The organism is Allobosea vaviloviae (assembly GCF_001298265.1).
In the GTDB taxonomy this organism is placed as follows: domain Bacteria; phylum Pseudomonadota; class Alphaproteobacteria; order Rhizobiales; family Beijerinckiaceae; genus Allobosea; species Allobosea vaviloviae_B.
Genome location: NZ_LGSZ01000025.1, coordinates 184839 through 201722, shown reverse-complemented (window position 1 = coordinate 201722; position 16884 = coordinate 184839). Strand labels below are relative to the sequence as shown.

The following is a 16884-nucleotide window of genomic DNA, read 5'->3' as shown; positions in this document are numbered from 1 at the left end:
GGCGCTTCAGCGTCGGCGCCTGGTCATATCGCGTCTTACGATGACGCCGTCATGGATCAGGCTGCTTTGGCCATGGCCTCGTTCAGCCGCGAATGCGTCTGCTGGAGAATGTCGTGGAGGTTCCGGAACGCGTCTTCCCCGACCGGCGCGAAACCGTCGCGAGCGGACCGCTCCATCTCGGCCGCGGCGGAGGCGACGCGTCTTGCACCGAGATTGGCGCTCATCGACTTCAGCGCATGGGCGCACTTGGCGATCAGGTCGCTGTCGCCCGACATGGTCGCCGAGCCCAGGCGTTCGATCTCCTTGAGCGAGGTCACCCTGTAGAGATCCGTAATGCGGCGCACGGTCTCCAGCGATCCATTGGTCATTTCCATCAGGTCGCGCAGCACCGCCTCGTCGAGATAGTCCTCCTCGACCTCCGCTGGCGAGGCCGATGGCGCCGGCGTGGACGCCTGCTCCGTCGAAGCGGAGGTGAAGGTCGCGATCGTGCTGCCGAGCTGTACCAGGGTGAAGGGCTTGTAGACGACACCATCCATGCCCGCCTCGCGCCAGGCCGTAGCGGCCGAGCCGACGACATGGGCGGTCAGCGCGACGATCGGGACGCGCGGCCGGCCGGTCTGCGCCTCGCGCGCCCTGATGGCGCGCGCAGCGTCGAAGCCGTCGAGGACGGGCATGCTCCCATCCATCAGGACGAGATCGAAGGGCTCGCGCTCGACAGCCGCGACGGCCTGGGCACCGTCACCGACGAAGCGCGCGACGATGCCGAAGCGGCGCAGCGCGGCATCGGCGACCTCGCGGTTGACCTCGCTGTCATCGGCGACGAGGACCCGCATCTGCGGGAACTGCGCGCTCTCGCTCGTTTCGGCCTGGGCGGCGTCGGTGCGGCGCCAGGATTGCCCCAAGGGCTGGCCTGTCTGCAGGCAATGAATCAGCGCGGCAACGTCGCGTCGCTGGACGGGCCAGGGCAGGACATCGTCGGCACCAGCCTCGATCAACCCGTCGACATCCTCGTGGGCGCCGGCCAGGACGATGAGGGCGTGGCCCAACTCCCTGAAGGCAGCCAGCCGATCGGGCGAGGCGATGACGAGATCGGCCTTGTCGACGCCTGTCGGCAGGGCGCCGTCGAGTTGCCGCACCGCGAATCCGGCAGCGGCCAGCGCATCCCTGATCATCGCCGCAGTCTGGCGCTGCGGCAGGGCGATGATGGCGGTCTTGCCGGAGCCGGCCTCCGAAGCCTCAGCCCCTGCGGCGTCGGACGAAGCGGCGAGCGGAAGTGCGAAGGAGAATGTGCTGCCGTGGCCGACTTCGCTGTCGACGCTCAGCGTCCCGCCCATCGCGGCGACGAGTTGCCGCGCGATCGAGAGGCCCAGACCGGTGCCGCCATGGGTGCGCGTCGTCGACTGATCGGCCTGCGAGAAGGATTCGAAGATCGTGTCGACCTTGTCGGCGGCAATGCCGATCCCGGTGTCGCGGACCGAGAAGCGGAGCCGGTCCAGGCCCTCCTGGACGACATGGACGGTGACGCCTCCAGTCTCGGTGAACTTTAGCGCATTGTTGACGAGGTTGCCCAACACCTGACCGAGGCGGACCGGATCGGCCTTGACCCTCAGACCCGGCGGGGTCGCGATCGCGCCGCAGAGGTCCAGCGCCTTGGAGCGCGCCCGGTCGCTGAACAGTTGCAGCACGGCCTCGACCGGGTCCTCGGGGTCGATCTCCAGGGTTTCGACCTCGAGCTTGCCCGCCTCGATCTTCGAGATGTCCAGGATGTCGTTGATGATCGCGAGCAAGCTGGTGCCGGACCGCGCGATGACCTCGGCCTGCCTGCGCGCGCGCTTCGGCAGTTCGCCCGCGGCCAGAAGCTCCGCCATGACCAGGATGCCGTTCATCGGCGTCCTGATTTCGTGGCTCATTGTCGCCAGGAAATCCGATTTGGCCTGGTTTGCCCTGTCGGCCGACAACGCAGCGCGCTGATAGTCCGCCGTCCGGTCCGAGACCTCCCGCTCCAGCCGGTCGCGATGGTCAGCGAGCCTGCGGTCGCGCTCGCGGATGTCGCCGATCATCCCATTGAAGCTGTTGACCAGCAAGCCGATCTCGTCGCTGGACTCGGCCTTGAGTGTAATGGCGTAGTCGTGCTCTCGGCGCACGCGCGACATGGTCTGCGTCAGCGCGCCCAGCGGCCCGGTGATCCGCCGCTGCAGGCGAAGCGCCAGCGCCACCGCGAACAGCGTCGCGATGGCGCCGGTCAGCAACGTGTTTTCCACCGAGCTTCGGATCAGCGCCGGCAGATCCTGCGTATCGGCGATGACGCGCAGGCTGCCGACCTGCACGCCGCCATGGACGATGGGGACCACGGCCTCCATGGAGCGGCTGCGCAGGATCGCGGGCAGGGACCAGCGCGTGTCCGGTCCCAGCACGACGAGGTCGCCGGCAAGTTGTTCGGCTGCACCGATATCGGCCAACGACGTCCCGTCGCTGGTTTCGATGCCGGCGAAGCTGATGCCCTTCATTCGAGCGATCGCAGTGATCGCCTCATAGGTCGCGCTGGAATCAGAGTCAGCGACCGGGCGGGATGCGGCAGCGGCGATCGCCTGGGCCGTGCTCAGCAGCGCGTCGCGTCGCGACTGGCCGTAGCTTTCGGTCTCGCGCCAGACGGACGCACCGACCAGGATCCCACTTGCCAGCAAGGTCGATGCAACGACCAGCAGGATCAACCGGACGCGGATGGAAAGGTGAGGGCGCAAGGACATGGTGCCACGATAGGCAGGCTATGCTTTCCCAAAGACAAACAACCTCGCCTTTTTTTTGAAAGCCGCGGAACTGTTTATTTGGATTTCTGGTCGAGGGTCATGGAGTTGGACACCAGAACAGTGCTCCCGGAGTGATGCGATGACGATGGCGGGCGAGAACTGCATCCCGTTCAGTTACGTGCTGTGCGATCAACTGGCGATCCTCGCGGTCGATGACGACCCCATTCAGCGGGAATTCTGCGCGGTCTATCTATCGACGCCGCATGCCGAGATCACGACGGCCGGTTCGGCTGAGGAAGGTCTCGCTCTCCTGGATCAGGCTCGATACGACGTGGCGCTCATCGATGTCGATATGCCCGGAATGAACGGCATCGAAATGGTGCGCCGGATTCGTGCCGAGAAACGCTTCGACGACTTGCCCGTGATGGTCATCACCGGGCGCGAGGATATCGTCTCGATAGACCAGGCCTATGCCGCCGGCGCCACCTCCTTCATGTGCAAGCCCGTGAACTGGCGACTCCTGGGCCATCAGATCCGTTTTCTGGTCCGGGCGCACCGCGCGCTCGTGGCGGCTTGATATGATCGCGGCGCTCATCCAAAAGGCTGTGGCACGCTTTCGCGGCGACGAAACCGGCGGCGTGCTGATCATCTTTGGTGCGGCGTTGCCGGCCTTGCTGATGGGCGCCGGGGTGGTGATCGACTACGGCATCCTGTCTGAGCAGCGAACCGCCTTCCAGGCGGCCGCCGACGCTTCCGCTTTGGCGGCGGCCCGCGAGTTCCGGCTGGCGAACGCCAACCCGACGACGGTGCAGTCGGTTGCGGAGAAATTTGCGGCCACGTCGCTGAAGGCCGTCAACCATTCCGGCACGATCGCGGCGTCAGTCGATCTCAAGAAGATGACCGTCACGGTCGAGATCAACACGATCGCGAAAACGAACATCATGCATCTGTTCGGCTCGGAGATGGTCGCCGTCGGTGCAAGAGCGACCGCGCGCGTGCTCGGCAGCGCGGCGATCTGCGTGATCGGGCTCGAGCAAAACAAGAACGAAACCATCTATCTGGAGAAGGATGCAAAGCTCGAGGCTCCCGAATGCGCGGTGTACTCGAATTCCAAAAAGGCCGAGGGCCTCAAGGCGAAGCAGAATTCGTCGATCCGGGCCCGCTTCATCTGTTCGGCCGGCGGAAGCTACAAGGACAAGTACGACAGCTTCAGCCCTAGCCCGACGCTCGACTGTCCTGTCCTGACCGATCCACTGGCGTCACGGGCGCCACCGCCGACCGGAGGCTGCAGCGCCACGGACCTGAAAGTCACCACCAGCATGACGCTGAGTCCCGGGACCTACTGCGGTGGCATCCGGATCAGCAAGATGGTCGTCGTCAACCTGAATCCGGGCATCTACGTCTTCAAGGATGGCCCTCTCGACGTCTCCGGCGGCGCTTCGCTGAAGGGAGCGAATGTCGGGATCTATCTCAATGGCAAGGGCGCCGTGATCCGATTCGATACCGACACCAAAATTGACCTGACCGCCCCTAAGGACGGGGTCCTGGCGGGCATTCTGTTCTATGAGGACCGGAATTCGCCGATCAATCAGAAACACGAAGTTCTCAGCAACGACGCGAAGGTGCTGCTGGGTACGCTCTATCTGCCGCAGGGCGAACTCAACATCGGCGCCACCAAGCCGGTCGCGGCCGAATCCGCCTACACGATCGTGGTGGCGCGGCGCTTCACGCTCTCGGCAGGGCCGACCATGGTCCTCAATGCGAAGTACGCATCGACGAATATTCCGGTGCCCGATGGTGTCGGCCCGGGATCGACGGCCGCGCATCTCGCTCGCTGACCATCAGGCGGCCATGGCGCCATCAGCGATTGGCGGGCCAGCCGTCGCGGATGAAGGCGTCGATCCTGTCTGCCTCGACCGCGGGCGAGAACAGATAGCCCTGCAGAAGATGGCAGCCAGCCACGCGCAGGAACTGCTGCTGCGCCTGTGTTTCCACGCCTTCCGCGACGACCTTCATTCCCAGCGCCCGCGAGAGGGCGGTGACGGCCTGGACGATGGCGGCGGACTTGAGTTCGCCGGTTCCGTCGACCAGCGATTTGTCGAGCTTCAGCTTGTCGATCGGCAGCTTCTGCAGATAGGCGAGGCTGGAATAGCCCGTGCCGAAATCGTCTAGGGCGATTCCGATGCCGCTCTGCCGCAGAACGGTCATCGTCTCGATCGCGCGCTCGAAATTCTCGATGATGCCGCCTTCGAGCAGTTCGAGTTCGATCTGGGCCGGTGCATTCCCGATCTCGCTGGTCAGCGAGAGCAACTGCCGGGCGAAATCCGGCGATTGAAACTGCCTTGCGCTGACATTGATCGAGATCGTCAGCTTCGGCCAGCGCAGCCCGTCCGTGCAGGCCTGCCGGATCACCCACCAATCGACGGCGTCAGCCTGCTCGACGCCGTCTATGCCGCCCAGAATAGACTGCGGGCCAGATACCTGGCCATCACCATCCACAGACCGCAACAGACATTCCACGCCGACGAAGGTTTTGCCGTCGGAGCTGACCTGAGGTTGGTAATAAAGGCGCGCGCCCGTCAGAATGGCGTGATCCAGACTTTGTGTCATCGGCGAGATGTTGTCACACCGCTGATGCAGGCTCGATTTTCTACAGCCATAGCCGCTTCCTCGCGCGGGAACAACGCCGCAGATCCGTCGCGGTTCCGCCGCCTCGACGTCGCCAGGATGTGCCGCAGGTGCTGTTCATGTGCCCCTCCGTCATTTGGATGACGATGGCCGCTCGGCAACGGCACTAGCATGGCCTCGATCGGCTTGGGGGGGTAGATCGATGGCTGCATCCGCAGCGCAAGCGACAGGTGTGGCGACAAATGCCGCTTTGACTGTGCGGACTGGCGTCGGAGCAATCGAAGCGCGAATCGGCATCGACCTGACACAACCGCGTCGCATGCCGCCGCAGGTGATCGACCCAATTGCAGCGAGCGGCCTAGGCGCGCGCACGCAGCGGCAGGACGGCGCCGCGCAGCAACGAAACCAGCTGGCTCTGCTGGCGCGTATCGGTCTTCTGGAAGATGCGGGCGAGATGGGTCCGCGCGGTCGAGATGCGCACGCCTTGCGCTTCCGCCGCCTGCGTCAGCGACAGGCCGCTGGCCAGGGCCGAGGCGAAGCGCGCCTCGCTTTCGGTCAGGTTGAAGAGCTGGCGGCTGCTGACCACGAGGTCGGTCGCCATGCCCAGAGGCCTCAGCGCCATCATCACCTTTGCCGGGGCAGCCTCGCCAGGGCGGGTGGGAGCGGCGGGCATGACGCAGGCCGAAAGCGCATGAGCGCCGTCGCTGCTGCCTCGGACAATCATGCTGCTGCGGTGCTCTTCCAGCGGGTCTGTGGCGCTGCGCAACGCGGCTTCGACCAGCCGCTTGAGCTGGCGCTGGTCGCTCGGCTGCCGGGCGAACAGACGGCCCTGACGCAGGCCGATGGCGCCTTCGGGATCGGAGAGGATCTCGTCCGCCCCTTCATTGGCATAGGAAACCTGCAGATCGCGATCGACGATCACGATTGCCATGGCCAGTGCATCAAGTGCGCCGCGTGCCTCGTCGCGCTGCAGTTTCAGATGCCCGACCTGCCGGCTCAGTTCCGTGACCTTGCGCAGCAGTGGCGCCAATTGCCCCAGCAGGGCAGCTTCGGCTGCGTCGAAGGATTCCTGGTTCTTCCCGCGCTGGACGTCGAAGAACCAGGAGGAGGAGCCGGTCTCCGCGAGGCGGCAGGCGATGCCGCCATACATGTCCTGTGGTGCCATCCATTCTCGCCAGGGGCGGCTGGCCCGAAGGGTCTCCTCACCCAACAGATCGCTGTCGCGGTAGACGGAACCGATCGGGACGCTGCGCAATGTCTCGCCCAACCTGACGAAATCCTCGGCCAGGTCTTCGTAGCAGCGGCGCTGCATGGCTTCGTCACTGTTGGTGCTGACCGAGTCGGCCGCCGTCATGTTGGGGCCGATTCGCGACAAGCAGGCCTTCGAGCCGTTGAAGAGCTGGCGCAACTGCTCGACCGCCAAGGGCATTCGGTCGGCGTCGAGTGCGCCTGCAAGCAGGTTGTCGACGGCAGAGATCACGGCATCGACGCTGGGACCCGACATGACTGCTCCTCGCCCTCATGGCGCCTTCCACGGCACTTTCGCGAGAGGGAGATTAGCAATGTGGACTGCTTACGGAAAGTCCAAAAACAATCCATAAAACAAAACGTCGATCAGGGCTGTTGTCCGAGCAACTGGTCGATGTCGGCCTGGGTCCCAAGCGCCTCGAAGACCCCTGTCCGCCGGGTTGCGACCGCGCCTGCGGCGGCAGCCTGTCGCAGCGCTGCGGCGGTGTCGGAACCGCGCGAGAGGGCGACGCCGAGCGCCGCGGCGAAGGCATCGCCGGCCCCCAGAGCATCGATCGCCTCTACGGGAAACGCGGCCTGTCCGATCGCGCCCTCGGCCGTGACGGCGACCGCGCCGGCCGCGCCCAGCGTCAGCACGACGAGCCTGGGTCCCCGCGTCAGCAGGGCCGGGCCCAGTTCCGCCACGAAGCGGCTCGGTTCTGCCGGCTCGCTGGCGTCGGGCAGGATATCGGCGGCCAGTCCCTGCGCCTCGGTCTGGTTGACGACGAGGATATGCGTATCGGCCAGCAGCTCCGGCGGGATCGGACGGAATGGCGACGGGTTGAGCAGCGTCGGTATGCCGGCGCGCCGTGCCAGCGTGAAGGCTTCGCGAATGGGTTCGTCACCAATCTCGAACTGGGCCATCACGATCGCGCAACCAGCGATCGCTTCAGCGCGATCGCGCACATGCGCGGCCGACAGCGCGCGATTGACGCCGGCATCGACGGCAAGGCAGGTCTCGCCCTGCGCATCGGTGAATCCGACGCCGCTGCCGGTCTTGCCGGGCAGCGCGACCAGCATCGTCGCGGGCAGGCCTGCCTTCGCCAGCGCCGGCGCCGCGAAAGCGGCGGCGATGTCGTCGCCGACAGCCAGCAGGCCGTCGACCTCGGCGCCGAGGCGCCTCGACGCGACCGCCAGGTTCAGTCCCTTGCCTCCGGGCTCGATTGTCACAATATCGGCGGCAAGCGATTCTCCGGGGCGCGGGAAACGCTCGACCTTTGCCGAGCACGAGACGACGAAGCTACCAAGTACGAAGATCGACCCGTCGGGCATTGCGTTCGATTCCCTTGATGTTTCCGGCAGGTGGACAGCCGCTGCGCACCCTCATGCACCCAACGACACCAGTATCGAACGCTCCGTCGAAGCCGCCGTTCCAGGATCTGCTGGAACTGCGAGACGACACCGCAAAGCCGCTATACCAGCAGCTTGAAGATCAGCTGACACGGCTGATCGGCGACGGAACCTTGCCTCCGGGTACCACACTCCCGGCCGAGCGACAGCTTGCCGAACGGCTGAAGATCAGCCGCGCGACGGTGCAGCGGTCCTACAACGCGCTGCGCGAGCGCAAGTTGCTCAGTGCGCAGGGGCGTCTGGGGTCGATCGTGCAGGGGCCGGGCTCGCGTCTCCATTCGGGCATGGACCGGCTCAAGGGCTTCACGGAGGAGATGCGGGAACTCGGACGCGTGCCGTCCTCGCGTATCCTCGAGCAGAGCGTTGTGAACGACCGCTCGATCGCGTCGATCTTCGGCCTCTCCTCCCATGCCCGCTTCCTCAAGCTGGTCCGCGTCCGCAGCGGCGACGGCACGCCGATGTCGCGCGAGGTCGGTTGGTACAATCTCGAACGCGCCCCGGAGTTGGAGCACGCCGACCTTTCCCGCTCCGTCTATGCCGAACTCGAGCGGTTGGGGGCGCCGCTCCAGCACTGCGAGCAGACCATCGAAGCTGCAGCGCCCACAGCCGACGAATGCGCTATCTTCGGCTTTCCCGTGCCGTTGCCCTGCCTCCTGATCAAGCGCCGCAGCTATGGCCGCGACGGCGACATGCTCGAATATGTCGAGGGCCTGTTTCGCGGCGACGCCTACACCTACAAGCTGTCGCTGCGCATCTGACGGCCGCCGCCCGGCTGGCTGGTCAAGGACTCCCGCTTCGGCGACGCGCGCCCAGTCCATATGCATACCAAAAGCGATGAGCCGTCGTTCAGACAATTCCTGAACGAACGTTGAACCATTCGCGGCCGCAGCGCGACCAAGAGGAGACAGGACATCACAGTCTGTCACGGCCGGTTCCGGCAGACTGTTACATGAGGGACAGCGAAGATGCTCGCACTTGTTGACACTTCTCGCATGACGATGTTTTCGCTTCCCCCCTCATCCGGCTATGCCGCCCCGCTGCCGCCCTGCACGTCCCACACGCAGGATGCAGGCCGCAGCGCCAAGCCGCTCTTCATCATCGACGCCGATCTGCGGGTCCATTTCAGCAATCAGGGCGCCGCCGCCCTAGCGCGCGAAGGCCTCGGGGCGGCAGGCCGCCTCGTCTGCGCCGACAAGCTCTTCGCCGCAAAGCTCCAGACCTGGCTCAAGCGCCGCTGCGCCGGCTCCGCCCCGGAAGAAATCCGCCTCTCGCTGTCCATGCGCTGCGGCCGTCAGACCGTGGTCGACGCGGTTCATCTCGGCGGGGCAGGAATGGATCTGTTCGTTCTGACGGTCGACGATCCCCAGCGCGCGATCGACCGCAATGTCGACGAGGTTGCCGAGGCCTGCGGGCTGACGCCGACGGAAGCGCGCATGCTCGGCCTAATCGTCAAGGGGCTCGACACCGTCGTCGCGGCCAAGAAGCTCGGCATCGCCCGGACCACGGCACGCACCCATCTGCAGCGCCTCTTCGCCAAGACCGGCACGGCCCGCCAGAGCGAACTCGTCCGCTTCGTCGCGACCTTCATCGAGGAGGCGGCCTGAACGCAGGCACTCTGCGGCGATCAGGCCGGCGCGCGGGCATCGACCCAGCCATCGACCAGGTTGAGGCCGAGCAGGAATTCCGGGCTGAACAGGCTGCGCAGGAGGCGCTCGATGGTGATCGCGCCGGAGAGGAAGGATTGCTCCTCCGCCCGGGCCTGCACAGCCTCGGCGTGGGAGACAGCACGGAAGCCGATACATGTTCCCGGCCTCGCCTGAGCGAGGCGACCGAGATCGACTCCGATCACGGTCGCGATCTTGGGATAGCCGCCGGTCGACTGCCGGTCGGCCATCAGCACGATCGGCAGGCCTTCGCCCGGCACCTGGATCGCGCCCATCGCGACGCCGTCCGACGGGATGTTGAAGCCCAGCTTGTGGCTCAGCCTGGGGCCTTCGAGGAAGCAGGCCATCCGGTCGCTCCGCGACCCGATCGTCCAGGGCCCGGCAAGAAAGGTCGCGATCTGGTCCGGCGCGAAATAGTCGTCCTGTGGCCCGAGCAGCACGCGGATGCTCTCGGTCGGGCGGTCGAGCAGCGGCGCGACGATGCGTCCGGTCGCGATTTCACCCGCTGCCATGCCGACCGGCAGGATGTCGCCGGCCTGCAGCATGCGCCCATCGAGCCCGCCCATGCCGGTGCGCGTATGGGTCGCGCGCGAGCCGAGCACGTCAGGCAGGCGAAGCCCGCCCGCGACAGCGAGATAGCACCAGACGCCGGCCGATCCCGCCCGAACCTTTAGGCGCGCGCCGGGCTCCAGCCGCGTGACGACCGCCGGGGGCAGCGCCTGACCGTCCAGCGTCACCTGAAATTCGCCGCCGGCGAGCGCGATGGTGACGGGCGCGCCCTCGACCGTGAGTTCGGTGCCGCCGAGCGAAATCTCAATCGCCGCAGCGCCGGCGGGGTTGCCGAGCGCGCGGTTCGCCAGCGCATGCGCGAGCGGGTCCATCGGACCGGCGCCGGTGACGCCATAGCGAAGGAAACCGTGCCGGCCGCCATCCTGGACGGTGACACCGGGGCCAGCCGAGAACAGGCGCAGCGCTGCGCTCATGCCGCCTGCCGCCGCGCCACGATCTCGCCCGCCTCGGCGCGCGCCTCCAGCGCCGTGAAGGTCGCGGGATCGATCGGTTCGAAGCGCAGGCTGTCGCCCGGCTCGAACAGGAAGGCGCTCGGCCGCTCCGGCGCATAGAGCCGTTCCGGCGTGCGGCCGACGACATACCATCCCGTCGGCATCGAAAAGCTGGCGACGGCGCTCAGGCCTCCGCCGACGAGCACGGCCTTGCTCTCATGAGGCGGGCGCGGCTGGCTCCGACGCGAGATCGCAATCGCCTCTGGCAGGCCGCCGAGATAGGTGAAGCCCGGTGAGAACCCGTACATATAGACCCGGTACAGGGCCGATGCGTGGATGGCCGCGGCCTCGGGAGCGTTGAGCCCCATCAGCGCGGCCATCTCGGCGAGATCCTCGCCATGAGGCGCCTCGTAGCAGCAAGGCAGTGTCCACAGCGCTGCCGCCCGGCTGAGCGTCGCTGGTACCGCCAGCCGCTCCTCGACCAGTGCGATCAGCGCCGCTCGGTCGAGCCGCAGCGGATCGTAATGGATCATCAGCGAGCGATAGGTCGGCACGAGTTCGCGCAGGCCCTCGGGAGGCGCCGCGGCCAGCGCGGCATCGAGCGCCAGCACCCGGTCGCTGATCGCGGGATCGACGATGCGGCCGAACTCGACCACCAGCGCGGCCTCTCCGGCGTCGAGGAAAAGCGGGCGCGCGCCTTCGAGCGTCATGCGAAGGCTGCGAGCCGGACGCCGGCCTTTTCGAGCGCCGCGCGGACCTGTCGCGCCATGGCGACTGCGTGGCTCGAATCGCCATGCACGCAGATCGAGTCGATCGCAGTCGGCAGGCGCGCGCCCGACAGGGTGATGATGGCGCCTTCGCGGACCATGGCGACGACGCGCTCCGCCGCCTCCTGCGAGTCGGTGATCATCGCGCCAGGCAGGCTGCGCGAGACCAGCAGGCCCTCTTCGGTATAGCCGCGATCGGCGAAGATCTCCTGACGGACTGTGAGGCCCGCCGCTTCGCCCGCCGCGACCTGGGCGGTCAGGGCTGTCGCCAGGAAGGAGAGGCTGGGGTCGACGGCCTTGATCGCGCGCGCGATCGCATCGGCCACGGGGCGCTCCTCGCAGGAGATGTTGCCGAGCGCGCCATGGGGTTTGACATAGGTGATGCGGTGGCCGGCATAGGCCGCAAGCGCAGCCGCCGCGCCGATCTGGTAGGCAGCGAGGCGCTCGATCTCCCCGGTGGAGAACGGAATCCGTCGGCGGCCGAAGCCCCAGAGATCCGGGAAGCCCGGATGCGCGCCGACCGCGACGCCACGCTCGCGCGCCACCGTGAAGGCATTCGCCATGATCTCGGGATCGCCCGCATGCAGCCCGCAGGCGACATTCGCCGAAGTGACGATGGAAAGCATCGCCTCGTCGTCGCCGCAGCGATAGGCGCCGAAGCCCTCGGCGAGGTCCGAGTTCAGATCGATGGTCGTCATGCAGCGTTCCCCTGAAGCCCCGCGCCGGCGCGGCCCCCCGTCCGCCGACCATAGGACGATCGATGGAGGCCGAGGAAGCCCCTGCGCAGGCGGCAGGCCGCCGTCAGTCGCCGATGTGCCGGATCGCGATCCGGTCGAAGGGCAGGGCCGCGCTGCCCTCCTGCGTCATGTCGATTTCGCCGTCGCAAACCTCGAAACGCATTACCGACGCACCCGCGCCGCGCCAGTCGGCGGTGTCGCCGTCATCCTCGTAGAGTTCGCCGCTGGCACCTTCGACCAGGCCGCAGACCAGGAGTTCGCGGAATTCGCTGATGCCGGCCGGGTCCCCCAGCGGGATCAGCGCGCCGGCCCTGACGAAGAGCGGCAGCCGCCCCAGCGGGGCCGCGACGGTCACGATCGCGCCGCCTGCATGGTGCTTCTTCTCATGCCAGTCATACCAGCCGCCCTTGTGCGCCGGCAGATAGACGCTGCGCTCGCTGGCGCCCTGTTCGAGCACGGGGGCCACGAGCAGGTCGGGGCCGAGCATGAACGCGTCGTCGGTCTTCACCGCGGTCGCATCCTGCGGGAAATCATAGAGGAGCGGGCGTACGGCCGGGATGCCGTCGCGGCTGGCGCGCCACATCTGCGTATAGAGATAGGGCATCAGCCGGTAGCGCAGCAAGATCGCCTCGCGCACCTGCGGCACCATCTCCGGATACATCCAGGGCAGGTTGACGACGCCGTCATCGTTCCATGAGTTCATCACCATGCGCGGCCATAAACTGCAGAACTCGTTGAAGCGGCAGAACAGCTCCGGGTCCGGCGTCGGCCCATGGAAGCCGCCGACGTCATGGCCGATGCTGAACAGGCCCGACAGGCTCATGTTGAGGCCCTGCGTCAGGTTGTAGCGCAGCGTCTTCCAGGCCGTCTCGTTGTCGCCCGACCAGGTCTGGGCGTAGCGTGAAATGCCGGCGCAGCCGCCGCGCGTGATCGCATATTGCCGCTTGGCCGGCTCACGCGCCGCTTGCGCCTCATGCGAGAGCTTGGTCATCAGCAGGGCCTGCGCCGGCCGCGCCAGCGCCTGCCGGTAGGGTCGGCCATCGCCGTTGCAGAGCGCGTCCTCGTCCCAGATCTCGTATTCGTTGTTGTCGTTCCAGACCGTGCTGAAGCCGTAATCGAGCAGCGCCGTCTCGATGCCGTCGCGCCACCAGGCCCGGCCCTTGGGGTTGGTGAAGTCGAGATGGAATCCGAGCCCGTCCCAAAACTGCGCGACGGCCGGTTCCCCGGTCTGCCCGTCCTTGACCAGGAAGCCGCCATCGAGCGTCTCCTGCAGGCGCGGATGGTCGTCGAGCAGGCAGGGCTTGAGATTGGCGACGGTGAAAATGCCGGCGTCGTTCAGCCGCGTCATGGTCGCCTTGGGGTCCGGGAACTTCTGCCGGTTCCAGTTGAAGGCGTAGCGGCGATGGCCGATCTGCGTATAGCCCGAGCCGAAATGGAACGAGTCGCAGGGGATGCGGTGGGTCGTCAGCTTGCCGATGAAGTCGCTGATGCGCGCATCGGCATCGGGCGCATCCGCGATCGCCATGGAGGTGACGCCGAAGCCGAAGGACCAGAGCGGCGCGAAGGCCTGCCCCCCGGTGAGCCAGGAGAAGCGCTTGACCACCTCGGGCACGCTCGGGCCGGCCATGACGTAGTAGTCGAGATCGCCGTCATCGCCTGTCCAGGAGCGGAACAGGCCGTGATAATTGTCGAGCGTGCAGCCGAAATCGACGCTGCCGGTCGAGAGGTTGTCGTAGAACACGCCATGCGCGCCAGCGGGCCCGTCGACGATGAAAAAGGGCAGCATCTTGTAGAGCGGGTCCGACAGCTCCGCGTCGAAGCCGCAAGGGTCGACGGCATCGATCGCAAAGCGCCGCCCGGTGCGGTCGAGCGGGCCGGCCTTGTCGCCGAGGCCGTAATGCCGCTCGGTATAGTCGCGGGCCATGAAATGCGCGACCGCGCCGGTGCGAGGCGACATCAGATAGGCCTGCGTCGTGCGATCCTGCAGGAAGGGCTTGTCCTCGCCGGCGCGCCGCCAGGCGATGCCGAAGGGTGACAGCGTGACCTCGGCCGTCAGCCCGCCGGCCGAGAGCACCACCTTGTCATCGCTTTCGGCGACGCTCGCCTTCGGGCAGGCGAAGCCTTCGAGGCTGTCGCGGGGACGCCCCTCATAGGCCGGCTCCAGCCCGCCGGGCGCGATCGACCAGCCGCGGTCGAGCCGGTAACCGTCGCGCGGCTTCAGCGTGACCCGGCCGATATCGCCGTCGAGGATGCGCACGACGAGCGTGGCGCCCAGTCCGACGTCAAACAGGGCGGCTTCTCCGTCGCGGCCGAGATAGCGGCCTTGCGTGAGGGCTTTCATAACGTTGTCTCCAAACCTGACATCACATCCGCAACGTCATCCCGGGCGACCAACGGGAGATCCGGGATCCATTCCTGAACCGTTCCGGAATGGATCCCGGGTCTGCGCTTCGCTTCGCCCGGGATGACGGCGCGTATTCTTAAATTCTGACCGCTTGGCCCGCCTCGTCGAACAGGTGAAGCTGCTCCGAAGGCAGCGCCAGAAACACGGTCTCGCCGCGCTGATGCGCGCTCTGGCCGTCGAGCTTGAGCGTGATCTGCGGCAGGCCGGGCGAGGCGCCATAAAGGTAGCTCTCGCCGCCGAGCCGCTCGACGAGATCGATCGCCAGCGGCAGGCCGTCGCCCTCTGCGAGCGCCAGATGCTCGGGGCGCACGCCGAGCGTCACCGGAGCACCGGCAGCCAGCTCGCCCGTCGCGCAGGCGACCTCGTGGCCGCCCTCACCAACGGTCACGAATCCGGCGCGCGCCACCGTACCGGGCAGCAAATTCATCCGCGGCGAACCGATGAAGCCGGCGACGAACAGGTTGTCAGGCGCATTGTAGAGCTCCAGCGGCGTGCCGACCTGCTCGATCCGCCCGGCTTGCAGCACGACGATGCGGTCGGCCAGCGTCATCGCCTCGACCTGGTCGTGGGTGACGTAGATCATCGTGCCGCCAAGTTCGGCATGCAGGCCCGCCAGCTCCTTGCGGGTGGCGACGCGCAGCTCCGCGTCGAGATTGGAGAGCGGCTCGTCGAACAGGAAGATCTTGGGATCGCGCACGATGGCGCGGCCGATCGCGACGCGCTGGCGCTGGCCGCCCGAGAGCGCGCGGGGCTTGCGCTCGAGATAGTCGGTCAGGCGCAGCATCCCGGCTGCGCGCCGCACGCGCTGGTCGATCTCGTCGCGCGGCAGGCCCATGTTCTCGAGCGCGAAGGCCATGTTCTTGTAGACGCTCATATGCGGGTAGAGCGCATAGGACTGGAACACCATGGCGAGCCCGCGCTCGGAGGCCGGCAAGCCGGTGACGTCGACGCCGTCGATCGCGACCGCGCCCTCCGTGACCTCTTCCAGCCCGGCGATGACCCGCAGCAGGGTGGACTTGCCGCAGCCGGAGGGGCCGACGAAGACGACGAATTCGCCGTCGGTGACGGTGAGGTCGATGCCATGAAGGACGTGCGTGCCGCCAAAGGATTTGCGCACGCCGGAAAGGGTCAGGCCGGCCATGACTACTTCATTCCCGTATTGGCGATGCCGGTGGTGATGAACCGCTGCAGGAAGACGAAAACCAGCGCCACCGGCAGCAGCGTCACCACCGTCATCGCGAGCAGGTAGTGCCACTGCGTCTGGAGCTCGCCCTGGAAGGCATTGAGACCAATCTGCAGCGTGTAGGACTCGGTCTTGGTCAGCACGGCCAGCGGCCACAGGAACTCGTTCCAGCGCCACATCACCGAGAAGATCGCCAGCACCGCCAGCGCCGGCATGGCCAGCGGCATGACGATGCGCCAGTAGATCTGCCACTCCGAGGCCTTGTCCATGCGCGCGGCCTCGATCAGGTCGCGCGGCAGGGTCAGCATGTATTGCCGCAAAAGGAAGACGCCCGTCGGCGTCGCCGCGCCCGGCAGGATCACCGCCCAGAGCGAGTTCACCAGCCCGAGTTCGGTGACGACGAGATAGACCGGCACGAGGATGATGGTGATCGGGATCATCAGCGTGCCGATCACCATCAGCATCACCGTGTTCTTAGCCCGGAATTCGTAGATCGACAGCGCATAGGCCGCCATCGAGTTGATGATCAGCGTGATGATCGTCGCCACCACGGTGACGAAGACGGAGTTCCACAGAAAGCGCGTGAAGGCGAAGCGCTCCAGCGGCTCGGTGTAGTTCTCGGTCGCGAGCTTGAAAGCGCGCACTGGGCTGCGCTTGTCGATCGGCACGCGGATCACCTCTGCCGGATTGGCGGGATCGACCATCTGCGCCTGGATGCCGATGCGCCGGACCTGCGCCAGAACGCGGGTCGAGCCGTCCGGCATCGTCACCGAAAACAGCGGCAGCGGCTGCGGATGGCCGGGAACCACGACCTCCTGCTGCGACATCGGCAAAAGCGAGGGCGGGAATTCCAGCAGGCCTGCCTGCGTCTTGAAGGACGACAGCGCCAGCCACAGCACCGGCCCGAACATCAGCACGACACCGAGCGCGAGATAGGCATAGGCCGCGACATCGGTCCAGTGCCAGCGGCCGGGCTTGCGGCGCGCGGTGGCCAGCTTGGTGACGAGGCTCATGCCGGCCACCGGTTTAGATGGACGACCGCCGATAGGTCGCAGCTCGCTCCTGCGTCATTGCGAGGAGGCGCAGCCGACGAAGCAATCCAGGGGCAACACGCAA

The 16884-nt window shown here is 66.7% G+C and carries 14 protein-coding genes; 4 read left to right on the top strand and 10 right to left on the bottom strand.

Annotation, left to right across the window (positions count from 1 at the left end):
- Nucleotides 1–56 precede the first annotated feature (56 nt).
- Nucleotides 57–2747 carry an ATP-binding protein gene (locus AE618_RS06365; RefSeq protein ID WP_054208191.1) on the bottom strand — a complete coding sequence of 897 codons (2691 nt, stop codon included), beginning with the start codon at nt 2745–2747 and terminating at the stop codon, nt 57–59.
- A 139-nt stretch (nt 2748–2886) separates the two neighbouring features.
- On the opposite strand from AE618_RS06365, the gene AE618_RS06360 reads away from it, so the two are divergent.
- Together AE618_RS06360 and AE618_RS06355 are read left to right on the top strand one after the other, a co-directional pair.
- Complete coding sequence (locus AE618_RS06360) at nt 2887–3324, top strand: response regulator (RefSeq protein ID WP_054208190.1); 438 nt, start codon at nt 2887–2889, stop codon at nt 3322–3324.
- Between the two features lies 1 nt (nt 3325).
- Nucleotides 3326–4585, top strand: a complete 1260-nt coding sequence (locus AE618_RS06355) for a pilus assembly protein TadG-related protein (RefSeq protein WP_054208189.1) — start codon at nt 3326–3328, stop codon at nt 4583–4585.
- Between the two features lie 22 nt (nt 4586–4607).
- On the opposite strand, the gene AE618_RS06350 is transcribed toward AE618_RS06355, so the two are convergent.
- The 3 genes from AE618_RS06350 to AE618_RS06340 form a co-directional block, all read right to left on the bottom strand.
- Entirely contained in the window at nt 4608–5357 is a 750-nt protein-coding gene (locus AE618_RS06350; RefSeq protein ID WP_054208188.1) for an EAL domain-containing protein, read from the bottom strand.
- Nucleotides 5358–5733: 376 nt separating this feature from the next.
- Complete coding sequence (locus tag AE618_RS06345) at nt 5734–6879, bottom strand: helix-turn-helix transcriptional regulator (protein ID WP_054208187.1); 1146 nt, start codon at nt 6877–6879, stop codon at nt 5734–5736.
- Nucleotides 6880–6989: 110 nt separating this feature from the next.
- Nucleotides 6990–7934 (bottom strand): PfkB family carbohydrate kinase, encoded by a 945-nt coding sequence (locus AE618_RS06340; protein WP_054208186.1) that lies wholly within the window; start codon nt 7932–7934, stop codon nt 6990–6992.
- A gap of 53 nt (nt 7935–7987) precedes the next feature.
- Here AE618_RS06340 and AE618_RS06335 point away from each other — a divergent pair, with 53 nt between their 5' ends.
- Together AE618_RS06335 and AE618_RS06330 are read left to right on the top strand one after the other, a co-directional pair.
- Complete coding sequence (locus tag AE618_RS06335) at nt 7988–8770, top strand: GntR family transcriptional regulator (RefSeq protein WP_082365045.1); 783 nt, start codon at nt 7988–7990, stop codon at nt 8768–8770.
- A 234-nt stretch (nt 8771–9004) separates the two neighbouring features.
- On the top strand, nt 9005–9616 hold the full coding sequence (locus AE618_RS06330) for a helix-turn-helix transcriptional regulator (RefSeq protein ID WP_054208185.1): 612 nt from the start codon (nt 9005–9007) through the stop codon (nt 9614–9616).
- A gap of 20 nt (nt 9617–9636) precedes the next feature.
- Here the strand turns inward: AE618_RS06330 and AE618_RS06325 are convergent, their stop codons facing one another.
- From AE618_RS06325 to AE618_RS06300, 6 genes are all read right to left on the bottom strand, one after another.
- Nucleotides 9637–10659: a biotin-dependent carboxyltransferase family protein gene (locus AE618_RS06325; protein WP_054208184.1), complete on the bottom strand. Its 1023-nt coding sequence runs from the start codon at nt 10657–10659 to the stop codon at nt 9637–9639.
- Nucleotides 10656–11387 carry a 5-oxoprolinase subunit B family protein gene (locus tag AE618_RS06320; protein WP_054208183.1) on the bottom strand — a complete coding sequence of 244 codons (732 nt, stop codon included), beginning with the start codon at nt 11385–11387 and terminating at the stop codon, nt 10656–10658. Before AE618_RS06320 ends, AE618_RS06325 begins: the two co-directional genes overlap by 4 nt.
- Nucleotides 11384–12142, bottom strand: a complete 759-nt coding sequence (locus AE618_RS06315; protein WP_054208182.1) for a 5-oxoprolinase subunit PxpA — start codon at nt 12140–12142, stop codon at nt 11384–11386. Before AE618_RS06315 ends, AE618_RS06320 begins: the two co-directional genes overlap by 4 nt.
- Nucleotides 12143–12245: 103 nt before the next feature.
- A complete protein-coding gene (locus AE618_RS06310) occupies nt 12246–14522 on the bottom strand; it encodes a TIM-barrel domain-containing protein (RefSeq protein ID WP_054208181.1) in 2277 nt (758 codons plus the stop codon).
- A gap of 139 nt (nt 14523–14661) precedes the next feature.
- Nucleotides 14662–15726, bottom strand: a complete 1065-nt coding sequence (locus AE618_RS06305) for an ABC transporter ATP-binding protein (protein WP_054208180.1) — start codon at nt 15724–15726, stop codon at nt 14662–14664.
- Nucleotides 15727–15728: 2 nt separating this feature from the next.
- The gene (locus AE618_RS06300) at nt 15729–16781 is read right to left on the bottom strand and encodes a carbohydrate ABC transporter permease (protein ID WP_054208230.1); all 1053 of its coding nucleotides are present in this window, start codon (nt 16779–16781) and stop codon (nt 15729–15731) included.
- Nucleotides 16782–16884 lie beyond the last annotated feature (103 nt).

What these genes read in the sequence shown, in the direction of transcription:
- AE618_RS06365 (WP_054208191.1), bottom strand. Translation starts at nt 2,747, where the DNA reads ATGTCCTTGCGCCCTCACCTTTCCATCCGCGTCCGGTTGATCCTGCTG.
- AE618_RS06340 (WP_054208186.1), bottom strand. Translation starts at nt 7,934, where the DNA reads ATGCCCGACGGGTCGATCTTCGTACTTGGTAGCTTCGTCGTCTCGTGC.
- AE618_RS06360 (WP_054208190.1), top strand. Translation starts at nt 2,887, where the DNA reads ATGACGATGGCGGGCGAGAACTGCATCCCGTTCAGTTACGTGCTGTGC.
- AE618_RS06335 (WP_082365045.1), top strand. Translation starts at nt 7,988, where the DNA reads ATGCACCCAACGACACCAGTATCGAACGCTCCGTCGAAGCCGCCGTTC.
- AE618_RS06300 (WP_054208230.1), bottom strand. Translation starts at nt 16,781, where the DNA reads ATGAGCCTCGTCACCAAGCTGGCCACCGCGCGCCGCAAGCCCGGCCGC.
- AE618_RS06350 (WP_054208188.1), bottom strand. Translation starts at nt 5,357, where the DNA reads ATGACACAAAGTCTGGATCACGCCATTCTGACGGGCGCGCGCCTTTAT.
- AE618_RS06315 (WP_054208182.1), bottom strand. Translation starts at nt 12,142, where the DNA reads ATGACGACCATCGATCTGAACTCGGACCTCGCCGAGGGCTTCGGCGCC.
- AE618_RS06330 (WP_054208185.1), top strand. Translation starts at nt 9,005, where the DNA reads ATGACGATGTTTTCGCTTCCCCCCTCATCCGGCTATGCCGCCCCGCTG.
- AE618_RS06310 (WP_054208181.1), bottom strand. Translation starts at nt 14,522, where the DNA reads ATGAAAGCCCTCACGCAAGGCCGCTATCTCGGCCGCGACGGAGAAGCC.
- AE618_RS06345 (WP_054208187.1), bottom strand. Translation starts at nt 6,879, where the DNA reads ATGTCGGGTCCCAGCGTCGATGCCGTGATCTCTGCCGTCGACAACCTG.
- AE618_RS06355 (WP_054208189.1), top strand. Translation starts at nt 3,326, where the DNA reads ATGATCGCGGCGCTCATCCAAAAGGCTGTGGCACGCTTTCGCGGCGAC.
- AE618_RS06325 (WP_054208184.1), bottom strand. Translation starts at nt 10,659, where the DNA reads ATGAGCGCAGCGCTGCGCCTGTTCTCGGCTGGCCCCGGTGTCACCGTC.
- AE618_RS06320 (WP_054208183.1), bottom strand. Translation starts at nt 11,387, where the DNA reads ATGACGCTCGAAGGCGCGCGCCCGCTTTTCCTCGACGCCGGAGAGGCC.
- AE618_RS06305 (WP_054208180.1), bottom strand. Translation starts at nt 15,726, where the DNA reads ATGGCCGGCCTGACCCTTTCCGGCGTGCGCAAATCCTTTGGCGGCACG.